Annotated in this window: 12 protein-coding genes; 6 read left to right on the top strand and 6 right to left on the bottom strand. The window is 63.6% G+C overall.

All coding sequences use genetic code 11. The features are described from left to right. The first annotated feature begins 143 nt into the window (after window positions 1-143). The 3 genes from rfbA (at window position 144) to AC1DS3_RS08225 (ending at window position 4,096) form a co-directional block, all read left to right on the top strand. Window positions 144-1,028: a glucose-1-phosphate thymidylyltransferase RfbA gene (rfbA, locus tag AC1DS3_RS08235; RefSeq protein ID WP_477126988.1), complete on the top strand. Its 885-nt coding sequence runs from the start codon at window positions 144-146 to the stop codon at window positions 1,026-1,028. A 79-nt stretch (window positions 1,029-1,107) separates the two neighbouring features. Further along, window positions 1,108-3,036 (top strand): hypothetical protein, encoded by a 1,929-nt coding sequence (locus AC1DS3_RS08230; protein WP_477126987.1) that lies wholly within the window; start codon window positions 1,108-1,110, stop codon window positions 3,034-3,036. Between the two features lie 391 nt (window positions 3,037-3,427). Beyond that, window positions 3,428-4,096 (top strand): class I SAM-dependent methyltransferase, encoded by a 669-nt coding sequence (locus AC1DS3_RS08225; RefSeq protein WP_477126986.1) that lies wholly within the window; start codon window positions 3,428-3,430, stop codon window positions 4,094-4,096. 81 nt (window positions 4,097-4,177) lie between these two features. Here AC1DS3_RS08225 and AC1DS3_RS08220 read toward each other — a convergent pair whose 3' ends face one another. The 6 genes from AC1DS3_RS08220 to AC1DS3_RS08195 form a co-directional block, all read right to left on the bottom strand. Continuing rightward, window positions 4,178-5,047, bottom strand: a complete 870-nt coding sequence (locus AC1DS3_RS08220; protein WP_441633416.1) for a GumC domain-containing protein — start codon at window positions 5,045-5,047, stop codon at window positions 4,178-4,180. Window positions 5,048-5,237: 190 nt separating this feature from the next. Further along, window positions 5,238-6,314: a glycosyltransferase family 4 protein gene (locus tag AC1DS3_RS08215; RefSeq protein ID WP_477126985.1), complete on the bottom strand. Its 1,077-nt coding sequence runs from the start codon at window positions 6,312-6,314 to the stop codon at window positions 5,238-5,240. After that, the gene (locus AC1DS3_RS08210) at window positions 6,311-7,561 is read right to left on the bottom strand and encodes a lipopolysaccharide biosynthesis protein (protein WP_441633420.1); all 1,251 of its coding nucleotides are present in this window, start codon (window positions 7,559-7,561) and stop codon (window positions 6,311-6,313) included. Before AC1DS3_RS08210 ends, AC1DS3_RS08215 begins: the two co-directional genes overlap by 4 nt. Then, complete coding sequence (locus AC1DS3_RS08205) at window positions 7,561-8,721, bottom strand: glycosyltransferase (protein ID WP_477126984.1); 1,161 nt, start codon at window positions 8,719-8,721, stop codon at window positions 7,561-7,563. Before AC1DS3_RS08205 ends, AC1DS3_RS08210 begins: the two co-directional genes overlap by 1 nt. Then, entirely contained in the window at window positions 8,721-10,037 is a 1,317-nt protein-coding gene (locus AC1DS3_RS08200; protein ID WP_477126983.1) for a sugar transferase, read from the bottom strand. Before AC1DS3_RS08200 ends, AC1DS3_RS08205 begins: the two co-directional genes overlap by 1 nt. Continuing rightward, window positions 10,034-11,248, bottom strand: coding sequence for a glycosyltransferase family 4 protein (locus tag AC1DS3_RS08195; RefSeq protein ID WP_441633426.1), 1,215 nt, complete (start codon window positions 11,246-11,248; stop codon window positions 10,034-10,036). Before AC1DS3_RS08195 ends, AC1DS3_RS08200 begins: the two co-directional genes overlap by 4 nt. Before the next feature lie 279 nt (window positions 11,249-11,527). On the opposite strand from AC1DS3_RS08195, the gene AC1DS3_RS08190 reads away from it, so the two are divergent. The 3 genes from AC1DS3_RS08190 to waaA are packed head-to-tail and all read left to right on the top strand — an operon-like array spanning window position 11,528 to window position 15,298. After that, window positions 11,528-12,913: a phosphomannomutase/phosphoglucomutase gene (locus AC1DS3_RS08190; protein WP_477126982.1), complete on the top strand. Its 1,386-nt coding sequence runs from the start codon at window positions 11,528-11,530 to the stop codon at window positions 12,911-12,913. A 4-nt stretch (window positions 12,914-12,917) separates the two neighbouring features. Beyond that, window positions 12,918-13,985 (top strand): lipopolysaccharide heptosyltransferase I, encoded by a 1,068-nt coding sequence (waaC, locus tag AC1DS3_RS08185; protein WP_477126981.1) that lies wholly within the window; start codon window positions 12,918-12,920, stop codon window positions 13,983-13,985. Beyond that, window positions 13,985-15,298 (top strand): lipid IV(A) 3-deoxy-D-manno-octulosonic acid transferase, encoded by a 1,314-nt coding sequence (gene waaA, locus AC1DS3_RS08180; protein ID WP_441633432.1) that lies wholly within the window; start codon window positions 13,985-13,987, stop codon window positions 15,296-15,298. Before waaC ends, waaA begins: the two co-directional genes overlap by 1 nt. The last annotated feature ends 41 nt before the right edge of the window (window positions 15,299-15,339 follow it).

Genomic DNA, 15,339 nt, shown 5'->3' with positions numbered 1-15,339 from the left:
GTCGCCATCCTCTCGTGATCAGTGCGTAGTGCGATGGCACTGCCGGACGTTGCTTATGGCAAGGGCTTGCTTCATCGCAGGCGCAACTGGACTATCGTCGAACACGGTATGCCCGACGATAGTCGGAGTCAGGGACTTCAATCATGAAAGCTATCATTCTTGCCGGTGGCACCGGCTCTCGCCTTTACCCGCTTACGCAGATCTCCAGCAAGCAATTGCAGGCGGTTTTCKACAAGCCCATGATCTATTATTCGCTGACTGTCCTGATGGCGGCGGGGATACGCGAGTTCTGCCTGATTTCCACGCCGAAGGACCTGCCGCKGTTCCAGCATTTGCTCAAGGACGGACGGCAATGGGGCGTTAGCATCGAGTATCGGGCACAGACGAAGCCAGAGGGAATTGCTCAGGCCTTCCTGATCGCGGAGGACTTCGTTGCGGGCGGCGATGTGGTGCTGATGCTGGGTGACAATATCTTCTCTGGCGGGGACGACTTTCCCCGAGCAATGGCAGCGTTCCGGGGCGGCGCGACCATCTTTGCCTATCACGTCAAGGATCCGCAGCGCTATGGCGTAGTCGAGTTCGATGCCAACGGTAATGCGCTTTCCATCGAAGAGAAGCCCGCCCAGCCTCGCAGCGCCTATGCGGTCCCCGGAATCTATATCTATGACCATCAAGTGGTCGAGATCGCTCGCTCGATTCGTCCCTCGCCACGGGGTGAGCTGGAAATCACCGACGTCAATCTTGAATACCTGAGGCGTGGAGCGCTGCGAGTGCATCGCTTGAGCCGAGGCTTTGCCTGGCTGGACGCGGGCACCAGCACGGCCCTGCAGGAGGCTTCCGCCTATATCGAAGCGATTGAACGGCGTCAGGGCGTCAAGATTGGGTGCCCCGAGGAGGCAGCGCTGGTCCGGGGTTTCCTCAACCTCGCTGAGTTCGAGGCACTGCTGACGCAAATGCCCACCTGCGAGTACCGCGATTATCTCTCCGGAGTGGCTGCGGAAATGATCAGGCTGGGCTACATCAAGTAAGTTCCTGCTTACCGACAATCATTGCTCATCGCGGGCGCCACAGGGTGCATTGGAGGTTGCGTTGAGCTGAGGGCATTTCATGCAAAAGAGTTTGACCCAGAAGGGCGACGATCAGAAGGTCTGGGGAATTGTCCAGTTGTATCTTCTGGGCTCAATACTGTTCGTGGCGGTGGCAGCGGGACTTGCCTTTAATGYGGTTACCTGGCAAATAGTCGCGCGCATTGTCCTGAGTTGCGCGGTGCTGGTCGGGCTGTATTCGCTGCTCATTCTTGCTGCGCGGCAGGCAGGCGTGGCGGCGTTGGCAATGGTCGTACTGCTCGTTGCGCTGCCGTTCATGCCGCTACTGCGCTATCCACTCTATGTGCTGGGAGCTGCAGGGTGCGTGATCCTGTTCCGCAGGGGATGGCTGGTTGGCTCGCGCGACTTGCTCGCGCTGCCCGTGTTGCTGGTGACTGTGCTCGGCTCCGGGGTCTATATCGACTATCAGTACAAGAGCGCATTGCTGTCAGGCGGRCTGACAGTGGATTCCTATTTTCACGCAGCGATTGCGGCGATGTACGGCCACTATGGTACGGCGTCGCTTGGCCTCGATGGCTTGGTTCCGATCGGGTATCACACGCTTTCTCATAAGATATTCGCGGGACTCGCTTGGCTCAGCGGGTTCGAGGCACTGGCCAGCTACGCCTATTTCTTTATTGCAATGGGTCCTCTCTTGCTGGCTTTCGCCTTGGCGGGGCTCGCTTGCCAGCTGAACCGGGATTTGCCATTTGGTCGTGCTCTGCTGAGTATCGCACTACTGTTCCTTGCCAGCATTGCCGTGCCGGTCTTTAGCCTGTCGGCTATGTGGGACAGCTATCTGGCCTCCGAGTCCTATCTGATATCCATGGTGTTGCTGACGGCGTCGGTGTCTACTTTCCTGCACGGCTTCGTGGAAGGCCCTGGCCAGCGGTTCAAGTTCGTGCTGGCGCTGTTGTTGCTTGTGTCGGCGGGCCTCGCGAAAGGTAGCGTGGGCATCGTAGGGTTGTGCCTGTTCGGAATGCTGGGGCTGACCAGATTCCGCTCGGCATTCTACTGGGCGGCATTGGTGCTTGCTTCTGTGCTGATGTACTTCCTTGTCGTGGGCGCGGCCACCAGTGCTGGAAAAGTCGTGTTTTTCAAACCATTCGACTTTGTCGAGACCTACGTCAGGGGACCATCGCTAGATAATCCTTCGGTCAAGTTGTGGTTCTTCGTCGCCATGCATTTCCTGCCGGTCTGGCTGTGCTTCGGCGTCGGTGTGCGCAAGCTGGGCGTGGCCTACCTCAAGAGCGTGGAATTCCAGATGTTGTTCGCGTTGCTTGTGCCCGCGCTAGCCTTGTCGCTTGCGCTTTTTGTGCCAGGCGGCTCCGCTTATTATTTTTCAAATATTCCAGTCGTTATCGCGCTGCCTTTTCTCGCGGCCAAGCTTGCATCGCAGTCGGGCTCGCAATTGAACTACGTTCGGGTGGCGATGGCGGCTATAGTCGGTTTGCTGCTCTCAGGCCTCTTCCTGCGCATCGGATGGATCGGGCCGGATGCCATTGGCGTCGCGCTGGGATTGATTTTTCCCCTGCTGTTAGTTGGCTTGCTGCCGGGTGCATCTGCTCTTGCCGGGTACTCTTACGTTGCTCTGGTGGTGTCGATATCGGTGTTTGCTTTGCAAGGGCCGATCACTAAGAGAAGTTTTCTCGCTCAGGGCGAGCGCCGACCGGTGGGCTTGTCAGCCACGCTGGAGACGCTTGAAGGCATCCGCGATAGCGTGCCCCCAGACGTCTTGATCAAGGTTGAGAATCCAGAGGTCCTGGTTGGGAAAATCGGGTGCAAGGCGTATTGGTTCCTTCCCGCCGTCATGGAGAGGCCGCTCATCGATGGTCTCCCGAATGCTGGTCTGTGCCCGGATTTCAAGGGTATCTACGGTTTGGGCGACTACGACGGAAAGCGACTGATTCCCACAGGCACCAAGGTGATGACTGTGCGGCTAGATCAATGACAAGGAGCGGAGTGATCGAGCGTCAATTCATCAAGATTGGCATCGTCTCCCATTTGGCGGGTCTATGCGCGTTGTCGCGACACAGGTTTTAGTCGTTGGGCCGATGTTCCGATGGCCATGCGGTGGGATAGCATCGGTAGGCTAGTGATAGACTCGCAAAACGAGGCTCCACATAGCGGCCTGAGGCGTTTAGGGCACCTGCAAGCCGTCGTGGCTCAACGATTGGAGACTGCCCTAGCCAACGGCTGTCCGGGGAACTCCATCCGTGTAGAATGATCACTGTCAGTGTCATTCGACAGTCGCAATATGCATTCTGTTCGATACATTGCGCGAGGATGCCAGCGAGCAACCTCCCTCTTGTCCTTCGCACGACCAAGTTGGAAACTTCCCTATGGCCGCAAGACAAAGAGATATCTTTTCAAAGGGCGGGGAAGGTGACCGCTACTTCCAGCGCAACCGCGCGTTCTATTCGGACAAACGGTCGGCCGACGAACTGAGTTCCGCTGCCTTGCTGTACAGCAAATTCATCCAGCCGGGGGACACCGTGCTGGAGGTCGGCAGTTCGTCTGGCGTCAATCTCGCATCCATTTGTCGCGCTACGAAATGCCGTGGTCTGGGCATTGACCCGTCGGGCGAGGCGGTTTCGAAGGGCCAGCAGCTATTTCCCGAACTGGAGCTCCGGGTGGGAACGGCTGACAAACTCGAGTTTCCGGATCACTCCCTCGATTTCATCCTGTTCGGGTTCTGCCTCTACCTGGTGGATCGGGAGCACATTTCACGCGTGGTGGCCGAGGCTGACCGCTGCCTTCGCGATGGCGGCTGGATCGGAATCACGGATTTCATGCCAGATGTGCCCACAGCCAGGCCCTATGCCCATTGCGCTGCGGTGACGTCATACAAGCTCGATTACAGCCGGCTGTTCACCGCATTTCCGCACTTTCAGCTGGTCGAGTCGGCATGCTTCAACCACACTGACGATCGCTTCTCCACGGATCCGCAAGAGCGACTGTGCGCGCAGGTGATACACAAACAGTTGAGTSAGGGCTATCAGCGGATCTAGATACGGCGGCCAGCCGATCTGCCAGACGTTCGCGCATTCCGAGTGAATGCGAACCGGCCGAGTAGTCTCGGCCTATGTCTGTCAACGACGGCGCAGGTTCAAGAACAACGCAATCATAATACCGGCGATCAAGCCGATGAATGCACCGCCGGCCGAGTACAGCAGCTTGCCCGGCGTGCTTGGGCGATCGGCGACATAGACGTCGCCGAGGACTCGAGTCGGATAAGTCCGCAATGAGGCCAATGCTTCTTCCAGCTGCGCCTTACGGAGGCTTAGGGCTCGCGATTCAACACTGATGGTTGCTACCACGTTAGCCAGGAAAACGTCGTGCGGGACCGCTTGACCTTTTGCTTGGTCGCTGGTCCGCTTGAGCGAGCCATAGACGGAATCGTATTCCTTTTCCATCGCGATGAGCTTGTCGGAGGTGTCCTTCAGCTCTGCCTTCATGCGATCAATTGTCGGATTGAACGCTTTATCATGTTCTCTGCGCAGCTCGTTGAAGGCCACGCGCAGTGTCTGCGTTGCCATCTCGGGGGAGTATCCAGACGCCTGCACATTGACGAGATCCAGGCTTTTCGACGGGGCTGCACGCAGCGAGTCGAAAATCAGATCGGAGTCCGGATTCTGCCTGTTAGGCAGGGGCAGTCCCATTACCTTAAGCACGTCGAACTTAAAGCTTGACAGGCCATACCGCTCAACCGTGGTCATCTGGGATTCGATCAAATTGGTCGGCGCGGCACCTACGCCAGGCACCACCGAGCCGGCACCAGCAACCTGGCCGATCTGCACCGTCATCTTCGCCGTCCAGCGCGGATGTTGTACGAACGAAAAACCGACAGCAACCAATGCGCCGACTATGGCGCTGACCAGCAGAAGCTTGAAATACTTCGCAACAAAACTCGTTAGCGAGAGGTACTGGGTGTCTGACGTTGTGGGGGAAGTGACCGGCATCTGCGCAGCGAGAATGATAGGGGTGAAGCACACTATTATGTATACACATTGTACCATGAACGGTTTCTTGCCCCGTCCCGGTAGGCTGTATGCCATCGCCGAACCACGTCGTGCGCCGGGCGGTGAGTCAACGAACACCGCGGCCGCGCCGGGAAATACCCGACCTTTCGTCGGTAGATTCCGCTTTGGACTATCGGAGCAGACGTTGCCAGCGCTCGGTGACTGGTGCGATGGCCATGCCGCTGGCCGAGTTTCTGGCTGCGTTGGCTAGTTCCGCACACAGGGGGTGGTCGGTGACTAGGCGGAGCAATCCAGTGGCCAGGGCTGCCGGATCCTCGTTGGGTACAAGCAACCCGTTACTGCCGTCTCGCACGAGCTCTCGAGGACCGGTTTCGCAATCCGAGGACACGATCGGCAGGCCGAAAGCCATTGCCTCGATAAGCGTAAGCGCGAACCCTTCATAGCGCGAGCTTAGGCAAAAGAGCGCGGCTTGCCGGTATTCTTCTTCTATGTTCCGGCGCAAGCCCGGCATATCTACTGAATTGGAGATGCCCAGATCGCGAATCAGCGCCTCAAGCGCACTGCGCTCTTCCCCCTCTCCCACGATGACGAGGCGCCAGTCCGGCTGGGATGCGGTCACCTTTTCCCAGGCGCGCAGCAGTATGTCAAAGCCCTTTGCATGGGTGAGCCTGCCGACGGCAAGAACTGTCTTGCTCGCCCTCTCGGATGCTTTCGGCGGGAATGCGAAGGGCAATGGGTTGGGAATCATGATCACGGGCTGCCGCGGCGCCAGCGCCTCCATCCATCGCTGCCGGTCGCGCTCTGTCAGTACCACCACGGCTTCATTGAATCTTGCCGCCAGCCGCCGGGCGAAGCGTCGTGCCGGCTTGCCCAGGTCTTCGTCGAAATGGCAATGCTCCCACGCGATGCGCCGAACCTTGAGGCCAAGGGTGGCGGGCAGGGTGAACAGGGTGAGCATGGTGTCGACCTCAATCAGCACATCGACATGGCGTTGCTTTACGAAGCGCCTGATCCCACCGACCGTGGAGAAATRGGCACGCTTGAACGACGGCCTTTGCGCAAACAACGCCTCATGCACGACGTCGGGATGGAGCGCAAAGCAACTGCGCTCATCCCACAGGCTCAGGATCARCACCGGATAGCCGCGCTCCGCGAGTGCATTGGCGATGACAGCCGTCATCCGCTCGGCGCCAGCGAAGGCGTTCAGTGTGCCGGTCAGGAAGCAGATCGTGGGTAGTGGCTTCATGCTGTCGCCCGGGAGAGTGCTGTCTTGTTGCGCCACCACAGGCAGACGCCAAACGCTACGGCAACGGCATTGCCCAATGTATAGCCTCCGACGGCCCCCCATGCGCCGTACTTGGGCACCACCGCCAGGTCGAACGCGAGCGTGACAGCCAGGACCACTCCCCACTTGATGGCGATCCAGTCGGGGCGGCGCAGGTAGACGGGAAGCAAGGTCAGGCCGACGTCGGCAAAGATCAATGTCGAAGACAGTGCCGCGGTCTGCAGCAGGGCTGCGGTCGATGCAAAGGCGTGCCCATACAGCAACTGCACGATCCAAGGCGCGCCAACGGCGATCGAGGCGGCCCCGCATAGTCCGATTGCGGTCATGCCGATTGCAATGCGTGCGATGTTTGCGTGCGCTGTCGCAAAAACGGGCTTGCCATAGACATAGATAGGCGCAACCCCCGCAGCCAGGATGGTAGCCACAACCGTGTAATTGTCGAGTATCTGCATGCACGCGGCATAAGCGCCGAACTCGGCAAGCGGCACCGAGGGCTGCAGCACCAGCTGGTCGATCCGGCGCGCGCCCATCATCAGCATGAAGCTCACCCAGAACAGCGCGCCGTTCGTCATCAGCTCACGCGTGACCCGGATGTCGTATTGCACGTGGCAGCGTTCTACCCTGGCGAAGTAGTAAGCGGCCAGCAGGCCGGCAAGGATGATCGCCTCGATGGCAAATGCGCTGGCGAAGGATGGAACACTGTGTACGCCTGCTGCAAAGAGGATGGCCACCAGGCCGCCCTTGGCGCAGAGCGATATCAGGCTGAAGAGCGTATTGGGGCGATTGTTGGTATGCGCCTGCAGCCAGGCAACCACTACGCCGAAGGGCTCCCTGAGCAGGATCGCGATGCCAAGCAACAAGGCTGCTGCCCAGGTGTCCGGCGCGGGCTGGCGCAGCAGCAGGAAGCCGCACATCAGCAAATAGCCGAGGATGGCACCGCCGACACGCAACGAAAATACATGCGCGAGCAGCCTGTGTTGTTCAGGCGGCGACTGCGTCGCCACCAGCCGCGGCACAACCACCTCGCCACCGCAGATCAACGCTACCGACGCGGCAATCAGGACCACGGCCTGGGCGTACTGGAAGTGGGCAAATCCTTCGGGCCCCAGAGCGCGCGCCAGCATGGCGACGATGCCAATCCCAGCCGCTACCTGTATGCCGCGCTCGGCCAGCATCCACAGGAGGTTTCCGGCGACTCGACGCCGCATCAGGCGAGCTCCACGCGCGCGGCGCTGGCTCGGCTGGCCAGCCGCGCATAGCAGGCCAGCCATTGCCCGGCCACGGCCTCGATACTGAATCGCGAGGCGATGCGATCCCGGCGCACGGCCTGCTCCGAGGGGGAGCCAAGCCCGGCGCGCAGCGCCGCGCGCATCGCGGCGGCCAGCGCGGCTGCATTGTTTCTTGGCACGATCTGTCCTGCATCGCCCAGCAAGCTGGCAACGCCGGGTGCATCGGTGGAGACGACCGGGCATCCACAAGCCAGGGCTTCGGCGATGACCAGCGGCATCCCTTCAATGTCTGAAGAGAGGACAAACAAATCGGCGGCATTGAGCAAGGCGGCAACATCGCGCCGCATGCCCAGCAGCGTGGCGCGTCCGGCCAGCCCGAGCCGGTCGATCGTGGCGGCGAGCGCGTCGCGCTCGGAGCCTTCTCCAGCAATCAGTAACCGGGCTTCGAGTCCTTCTTCGGATTGCAGGTGGCTGAATGCGTCCAGCAGCAGATGCTGCGCCTTTTCGGGCACAAGCCTGCCGACATTAAGGATGAGGGTCGATGCCTCGGTGGCACCGAGGCTTTGCCTGGTAGCCAGCCGGAGCTCGGGCGAGGGGCGGAAGCGATCGATCTCGATGCCGTTTGGCACCACGACGATGCGATCAGGCGGCGCAGCACCGGCATCGATCATGCCTTGGCGGCCGTCCGCGCTGACATGGGTGGTGAGACTCGCCCAGCGGTCGGTCAGCCGGTACGCGAGCATGCGCAGCCTGCCACCTTCCCGGTAGCTGTGGGCGGTGCAAATCACCGGTGGCGTGCGCGCTATCCGGGTCAGTGCGCGGGCGAAGAGATTGGCGTGGACCATGTGCGCATGGAGGACGTCGGGCCGCCAGGCGTGCAGGAAATCGCGCACTTGCCATAGGGTGCTCGCCATGGACCACGGTGTCTTGCGCATGTCCAGGCGCAGCACGGTTGCCGTGGCAGGCAGGTCGACTTCGCAATCCGGCGTCAGGCTGACGACGGCCACGGCATGCCCGAGCGCGATGAAATGCCGGGCCAGCGCGGCTACCTGTTGCTCGGCGCCGCCAAGGCRCAGGCCTGTGCTGAGCAGCATGATCCGCATCGGCTGCGGCAGCATTTCCTCCGGCGTTCGGCTCATCACCGCGCCCCATACCCCGTCAACAACGTCCGCAACGTCTTCACCCCGATCAGCAGGTCCAGCGCAAACGAACAATGCTTGACGTAGTACAGGTCATAGCTGAGCTTGGTCACGGTTTCTTCATGCGTGCCCACATAGCCCTGCTGGACCTGGGCCCATCCGGACAGGCCGGGCCGCACCAGGTGCCGGTACGGGTAATACGGAATCGTATGGGCGAATTCGTCGACCATCGGCACCTGCTCGGGACGCGGGCCGATCAGGCTCATGTCGCCTACCAGCACGTTCCACAACTGGGGGATTTCATCAAGCCGGTATTTGCGGATGACGCGGCCCACGCGGGTGACGCGCGGATCGCGGCGGGCGGCGAATTGCGCCGGCGCGCCGACGTCGAACGCCATGCTGCGGAACTTGAACATGGTGAAGGGCTTGCCGAACAGTCCCACCCGCCCCTGGCGGAACAGAGCGGGGCCGGCGGATTCGAGGCGGATTGCGACTGCTACAACTACGCCCAGCGGCAGCGCGAGCGGCGTCATGCAGAGTACGGCGGCGAGGTCTATCAGGCGTTTGGCGAAACTGTAGAAGTAGTGCGCGGCGTAGTCATCGAGGAAGTTCTCGTCGATGTGCGCGAGCCCCACGCGGCCGGTCAGCATTTCGCCGATCCGCTCGACAGAATACATGCGTACGTGGCTGAGCTTGAACTGGGCGAGCACGCGGGTGCGCTCGGGGTCCGCGGTGGMGTTGCGGTCCAGCATCAGGCCGTCGCAATGCACGGCTTCGTCGAGCGAGGTGATGGCCTGGAAGCGGGTGGGGCTGGCCGGTGCCGCGCCGGGCATGGCGAGGATCTGCTCCAGTTGCGCCAGCGTGGCGGCATCGGTATAGCCGAACACGGGCACGTAGTTGCGCACGAAGCGCCGGTAGCCGAACCAGATCCAGCCTAGCGTGGTGACATAGCTGAGCAGCAGCGCGCCGCGCGAATACTCGAGATGGAAGGCGGCGAAGACGAAGAGCAGCGCGGCAAAGGGCAGGGTGGTGGCCAACCCGACCAGGCTGTTGCCTTCCATGGCGGGCAGGTGCAGGGAGCGGTGCAGCAGCACGAAGGCGAACAGATAGGGCAGCACCGACCACAGCAGGGTACGGGTGAAGACGTAAGTGACCAGGGCGGCGTGATGGGCGAACTCGGCGAGCGCGATATTGAGACCGAACAGCAGCAGGCCCAGCAGCGCCCAGGCCAGCATGCGGCTGGCGCGGCGGACGGTTTCCGAGCCCTGCGGGYGGGTCAGCTGGGCGGGACGGCCGACGCTGTGTGTCTTGTTCATTGTCCGCCTGCTCCAGTGCTGGCCGCCGCGCGGGCGGCGCCTGGCTTGCCCGCCAGCGCTTGCTGGTAGATCGTCCAGGTGGCGGCGGCCATTGGCGCCAGGCCAAATTCCCTTGCCCAGCGCGTCCGGGCATTGCGTCCCAGTGTCTCACGCAGTGTGGGGTTGTCGGCCAGCCGCGCTAGCGCGGCCGCCCAGGCGTGTTCGTCATCGCCGGCGACCAGCAGGCCGCTGGCGCCGCTGTCCAGTTGCTCCCGGATGCCTGGGAGGTCGCTGGCGACGACGGGCAGGCCGGCGCGCATGGCCTCCAGTACCGAAAGCGGGAAGCCTTCATGGTCGGATGCCAGCGCGAAGGCCTGGGCCGAAGCCAGCAGGGATGGCACGTCGGTGACCGGGCCAGCAAACCTTACGCGGCCCGGTGCCACGGTATCGGCCAAGGACTGCAGGGTGGCCATCTGGGGGCCAACGCCAGCCAGTACCAGCTCGCAATCGGGCAGGGCGGCGCGGGCGAAGGCACGGATCAGCAGATCGGCGCGTTTCGGGGCGGCCAGGCGCGCCACCATGACAATGCGCCGCAGCGGCGCGCCGGGTGTGGCCCGCGCGCTGCTGTCGGCGATGCCGTTACGGATCACGCAGACCCGCGCGGCGGTGATCGGCAGCGACGCGGCCAGCGCGCGTTCGCCCTGCGCCACGCAGATCAGGCGGGCGGTCAGCGGCGCCAGCAGCCATTCCATGCAGCGAGAGATGAGGCGCTGGCGAGCCGGGGCGGCGGCCTTGAAGGCAAAGCCATGCACCGTATAGACCACAGGGATGCCGAGCAGCCAGCCGGCTACCCGGCCTAGCGCGCCGGCCTTTGCGCTGTGCGCATGGATCAGGTCAGGCGCGGTCTCCCKGAGGGCCTTGAGCAGTTCCCTGAGCGCGGCCAGCGCGCGCAGCGGCGAGAGGGCGTTGTCGAGCAGGGCCAGGCGTATGGTGCGGGCGCCGGCGGCCCGGGCGGCGTCCAGCAAGGGCCCGTCGCCCCCGGCCAGCAGCACGGGCTCGATCCGGTCGCGCAGGGCGTGCAGCAGATCGGCGACGTGCGTCTGCGCCCCGCCGATCTCGGAGTTCGTGATCAGGAAGGCGATACGCTGGCGATGGGGGGGCAGGGGCGAAGGCACTGGGCAAAAAAGCGCGAGGGCGGGCAACAGGAACAGGCTACCAGGGCATTTCAGCATGGCCGACGAGCCTGGGGCAGGGCCGGCGGCAGGCTGTCYGGCAGGCCTGTCCCCAGACACTGGCCAGGCACCTGGGGCACCCCGCTCAGGTGGGGATCGATCCACTTTCAGGCTGGCTTGCCGCGCCATTTTCCAGCAAAGCCGTTCGATTATAACTGGCGCGCCACTCGCAATCCGGCAAAATACGGTCTTTGACGCATTTGCCCGCCGACTAGGCCCTGGCCGGAATCCGTGCCTGGCAACGTCGACTGGTTCTACCGCCTACACACAGGATGACCCATGCAAGCAGATCCTTCCATTTTCAAGGCCTACGATATCCGTGGCATCGTCGACAAGACCCTGACGCGTGACGTGGCGCGTGCGATTGGCTTGTCGTTCGGCACGGCCGCCGCGGAGCAAGGCGAGCGCGCCGTGGTGGTCGGGCGCGACGGGCGCCTGTCGGGGCCGGACCTGCTGGGCGGACTGGTCGAGGGCCTGCGCGCCGCGGGCATGGACGTGATCGACCTCGGCATGGTGGCCACGCCCATGGTGTACTTCGGCACCAATGTCGAGCTGGCGGGGCGCCGTGCCACTTCCGGCATCATGGTGACCGGCAGCCACAATCCGCCTGACTACAACGGCTTCAAGATGGTGCTGGCCGGCAAGGCGATCTACGGCGAGCAGATCCAGTCGCTGCGCCAGCGCATCGACGCCGGCAAGTTCGCCAGCGGCGCAGGCGGCTATCAGCAGGTCGACATCCGCCAGCAGTACCTGGACCGCATCGTTGGCGACGTCAAGCTGGCGCGCCCGATGAAGATTGCGCTGGATGCCGGCAATGGCGTGGCGGGTGCCTTCGTGGGCGACCTGTTCCGCGCGCTGGGATGCGAGGTGACGGAGCTGTTCTGCGAGGTGGATGGCAATTTCCCCAATCACCATCCCGATCCGGCCCATGTGGAAAACCTGCAGGACCTGATGCAGTGCCTGCGCGACACGGATTGCGAACTTGGCCTGGCCTTTGACGGCGACGGCGATCGCCTGGGCGTGGTGACCAAGGACGGCCAGGTGATCTTCCCCGATCGCCAGCTGATGCTGTTTGCCGAGGAGATCCTGTCGCGCAATCCCGGCCAGCAGATCATCTACGACGTGAAGTGCACCGGCAAGCTGGCCCCCTGGATCCGCGCGCATGGCGGCGAGCCGCTGATGTGGAAAACGGGCCATTCGCTGGTCAAGGCCAAGCTCAAGGAGACTGGCGCGCCGCTGGCCGGCGAGATGAGCGGCCACGTGTTCTTCAAGGATCGCTGGTACGGTTTCGACGACGGCTTGTACACCGGCGCGCGCCTGCTGGAGATCCTGTCCAAGCAGGCCGATCCGAGCGCGGTGCTCAATGGCTTGCCTAACTCCAACTGCACGCCAGAGCTGCAGCTCAAATGCGCGGAAGGCGAAGCCTTCACGCTGCTCGACAAGATCCGCGCCAATGCAAAGTTCGACGGCGCGCGTGAGGTCATCACCATCGACGGCGTGCGCGTGGAGTACCCCGACGGCTTTGGCCTGGCGCGTCCGTCCAACACCACACCGGTGGTGGTGATGCGTTTCGAGGCCGACAACGACGCCGCGCTGGCGCGTATCCAGGCTGAATTCAAACGCGTGATCCTGGCGGAAAAGCCGGACGCGCAACTCCCCTTCTGAGCGGATGCCGTTGACTGAGCCCCTGACGGGAACAACGGGCAAATCCTTGACCCCGCATGCGCTGCCCGCGCGGCCGCGCATCCTGGTGGTCAAGGTCTCGTCGCTAGGCGACGTGGTGCATAACATGCCGCTGGTGCACGACCTGCGCGCGCGCTGGCCGGATTGCGAGATCGACTGGGTGGTCGAGGAGGGCTATGCCGATCTCGTGCGCTTGCTGCCCGAAGTGCGGCGGGTGATTCCGTTCGCGCTGCGGCGCTGGCGCAAGCGCTTCTACCAGGCCGCGACCTGGCGGGAGATCGGTGCGTTCAAGCGCGCCTTGCGAGAGGACGCTTACGACGCCGTGATCGAGACGCAGGGCCTGCTCAAGACTGCCGTGGTGGCACGCGTGGCTAACCGCCGCGAGGGCGCGCCCGTGATCGGGCTGGCCAATGCCACGCAAGGCTCTGGCTATGAGCCGGCCGCGCGGCTGTTCTATACCGAGCCCGTGACCGTACCCCGCCAGACGCATTCAGTGCGGCGTTCGCGCCTGCTGGGCGCGGCGCTGACGGGTGGCACGCCGCCGGAACCGCCCCAATTCTTCGGCCCCGGCGCGCGCACGCTGCATGTCGACGATGCGCTATGGGCCGGGCTGCCAACGCGCTACGCAGTGTGCTTTCACGCTACCGCGGGCGCGAAGAAKAAATGGCCGCTGGCCAGTTGGCACGACCTCGGCCGCCGGCTGGTGGACGATGGCCTGAGCATGTTGCTGCCCTGGGGCAACGACGCGGAACGGCGCGCGGCGCAAGAAATCGCTGCCGGGGTGCCGCAGGCGCAGGTGCTGCCGCGCTTCACGGTCATGCAGGGGTTTGGCCTGATCAATCGCGCCGAGGTGGTGATCGGCGTCGATACGGGTTTGGTCCATATCGCCGCGGCGCTGTGCCGGCCCACGGTCGAGATCTATACGGCGACGTGGCGCTGGAAGACGGAAGGCTACTGGTCGGACCGTATCGCCAATGTGGGCGACGATGGCATCGTGCCGTCCGTCGATGAAGTCTACGCAGCCGCCCGGCGCGTGCGCGGGCAGGGGAACTGATGCTGCGCGTTTTGTATAACCTGCTATGGCTGCTGGCGCTGCCGGTCGCGCTGCTGCGCCTGGTGTGGCGTGCTCGTAAGGAGCCCGGCTACGTGCGGCACGTGGGTGAGCGCCTTGGCGCCTACGGCGGCCTGCCGTCGGCGGGGCCGTGGCTGTGGGTCCACGCCGTATCGGTGGGCGAGACCCGCGCCGCGCAGCCGCTGATTGACGCGCTGCTGGCGCAATATCCGACCCATCGGCTCTTGCTCACGCACATGACGCCCACCGGGCGGCAAACCGGCGCCCAGTTGTACGGCGCCGAACCGCGCGTGCTGCAGTGCTACCTGCCGTATGACCTGTCGTGGCTGGTGCGACGCTTCCTGCGCTACTTCCGTCCGGATGCCGGCATGCTGATGGAAACCGAGGTATGGCCCAACCTTGTGCGCGGTGCCCGCGTGGCCGGCGTGCCGTTGCTGCTGGTCAATGCCCGGCTGTCACCGCGCAGCTTCCGCCGCACCGCGCGCTTTGGCGGCGCTGCCACCGCGATGTATCGCGACTTTACCGCGGTGCTGGCGCAGACCCAGGGCGACGCTGAACGCTTCCGCGCGCTCGGGCTGCCGTCGGTGCAGGTGACCGGCAACCTCAAATTCGATATGCAACTGCCCGAGGCAGGCCTGCGGCGCGGCCGCGTGCTGCGCCAGGGGTTTGGCTCGCGCGCCGTGTTCGCCGCCACCAGCACGCGTGACGGCGAGGAAGCGTTGCTGCTGGAAGCGTTCGCGCGTTGGCAGGCGCTCGGCGCCGATGTGCCGCGCCCGGCTTTGCTGCTGGTGCCACGCCATCCGCAGCGCTTCGATGAAGTGGCGGCGCTGGTCACGCGTTCCGGCTTCACGCTGCAGCGCCGCGGCACGCTTGGCGATTCCGCTGCGTGGGAGCAAGCGGGGCTGCCTGAGCCGGTCACGGCGGATGTGCTGCTGGGGGACTCCATGGGCGAGATGGCGATGTACTTCGCCGCCTCGGATATCGCCTTTATCGGCGGCAGCCTGCTGCCGCTGGGCGGGCAGAACCTGATCGAATCCTGCGCCGCTGGCACGCCCGTCCTGATCGGGCCGCATACCTTCAACTTTGCGCAGGCCACTGAAGATGCCATCGCCGCCGGCGCCTGCCAGCGCGTGGCGGATGCCGATGCGCTGATGCGCGCGGCGGCCACGATATTGGGCGATGCGCCGGGGCTCGAAGCCATGCGCGGCAATGCGCGCAAGTTCGCGGTGCTTCACCGGGGTGCCACGGCGCGCACGATGGCTGCGCTGGGGCAGGTGCTCGGCCACGCGAACTAGGTGGTCTGTATGGCGGGGACGCTGCTTTCCGGTGCCGCATG

The sequence above is a fragment of the Cupriavidus sp. 01L46 genome, from assembly GCF_056399905.1.
The sequence above is the reverse complement of the archived record's forward strand: the minus strand, read 5'-3'. Positions and strand labels throughout refer to the sequence as shown.

Coding starts and splice junctions, on each gene's coding strand:
- AC1DS3_RS08220 (WP_441633416.1), bottom strand. CDS start 5,047: ATGCCGGTCACTTCCCCCACAACGTCAGACACCCAGTACCTCTCGCTA.
- waaA (WP_441633432.1), top strand. CDS start 13,985: ATGCTGCGCGTTTTGTATAACCTGCTATGGCTGCTGGCGCTGCCGGTC.
- AC1DS3_RS08190 (WP_477126982.1), top strand. CDS start 11,528: ATGCAAGCAGATCCTTCCATTTTCAAGGCCTACGATATCCGTGGCATC.
- AC1DS3_RS08210 (WP_441633420.1), bottom strand. CDS start 7,561: ATGCGGCGTCGAGTCGCCGGAAACCTCCTGTGGATGCTGGCCGAGCGC.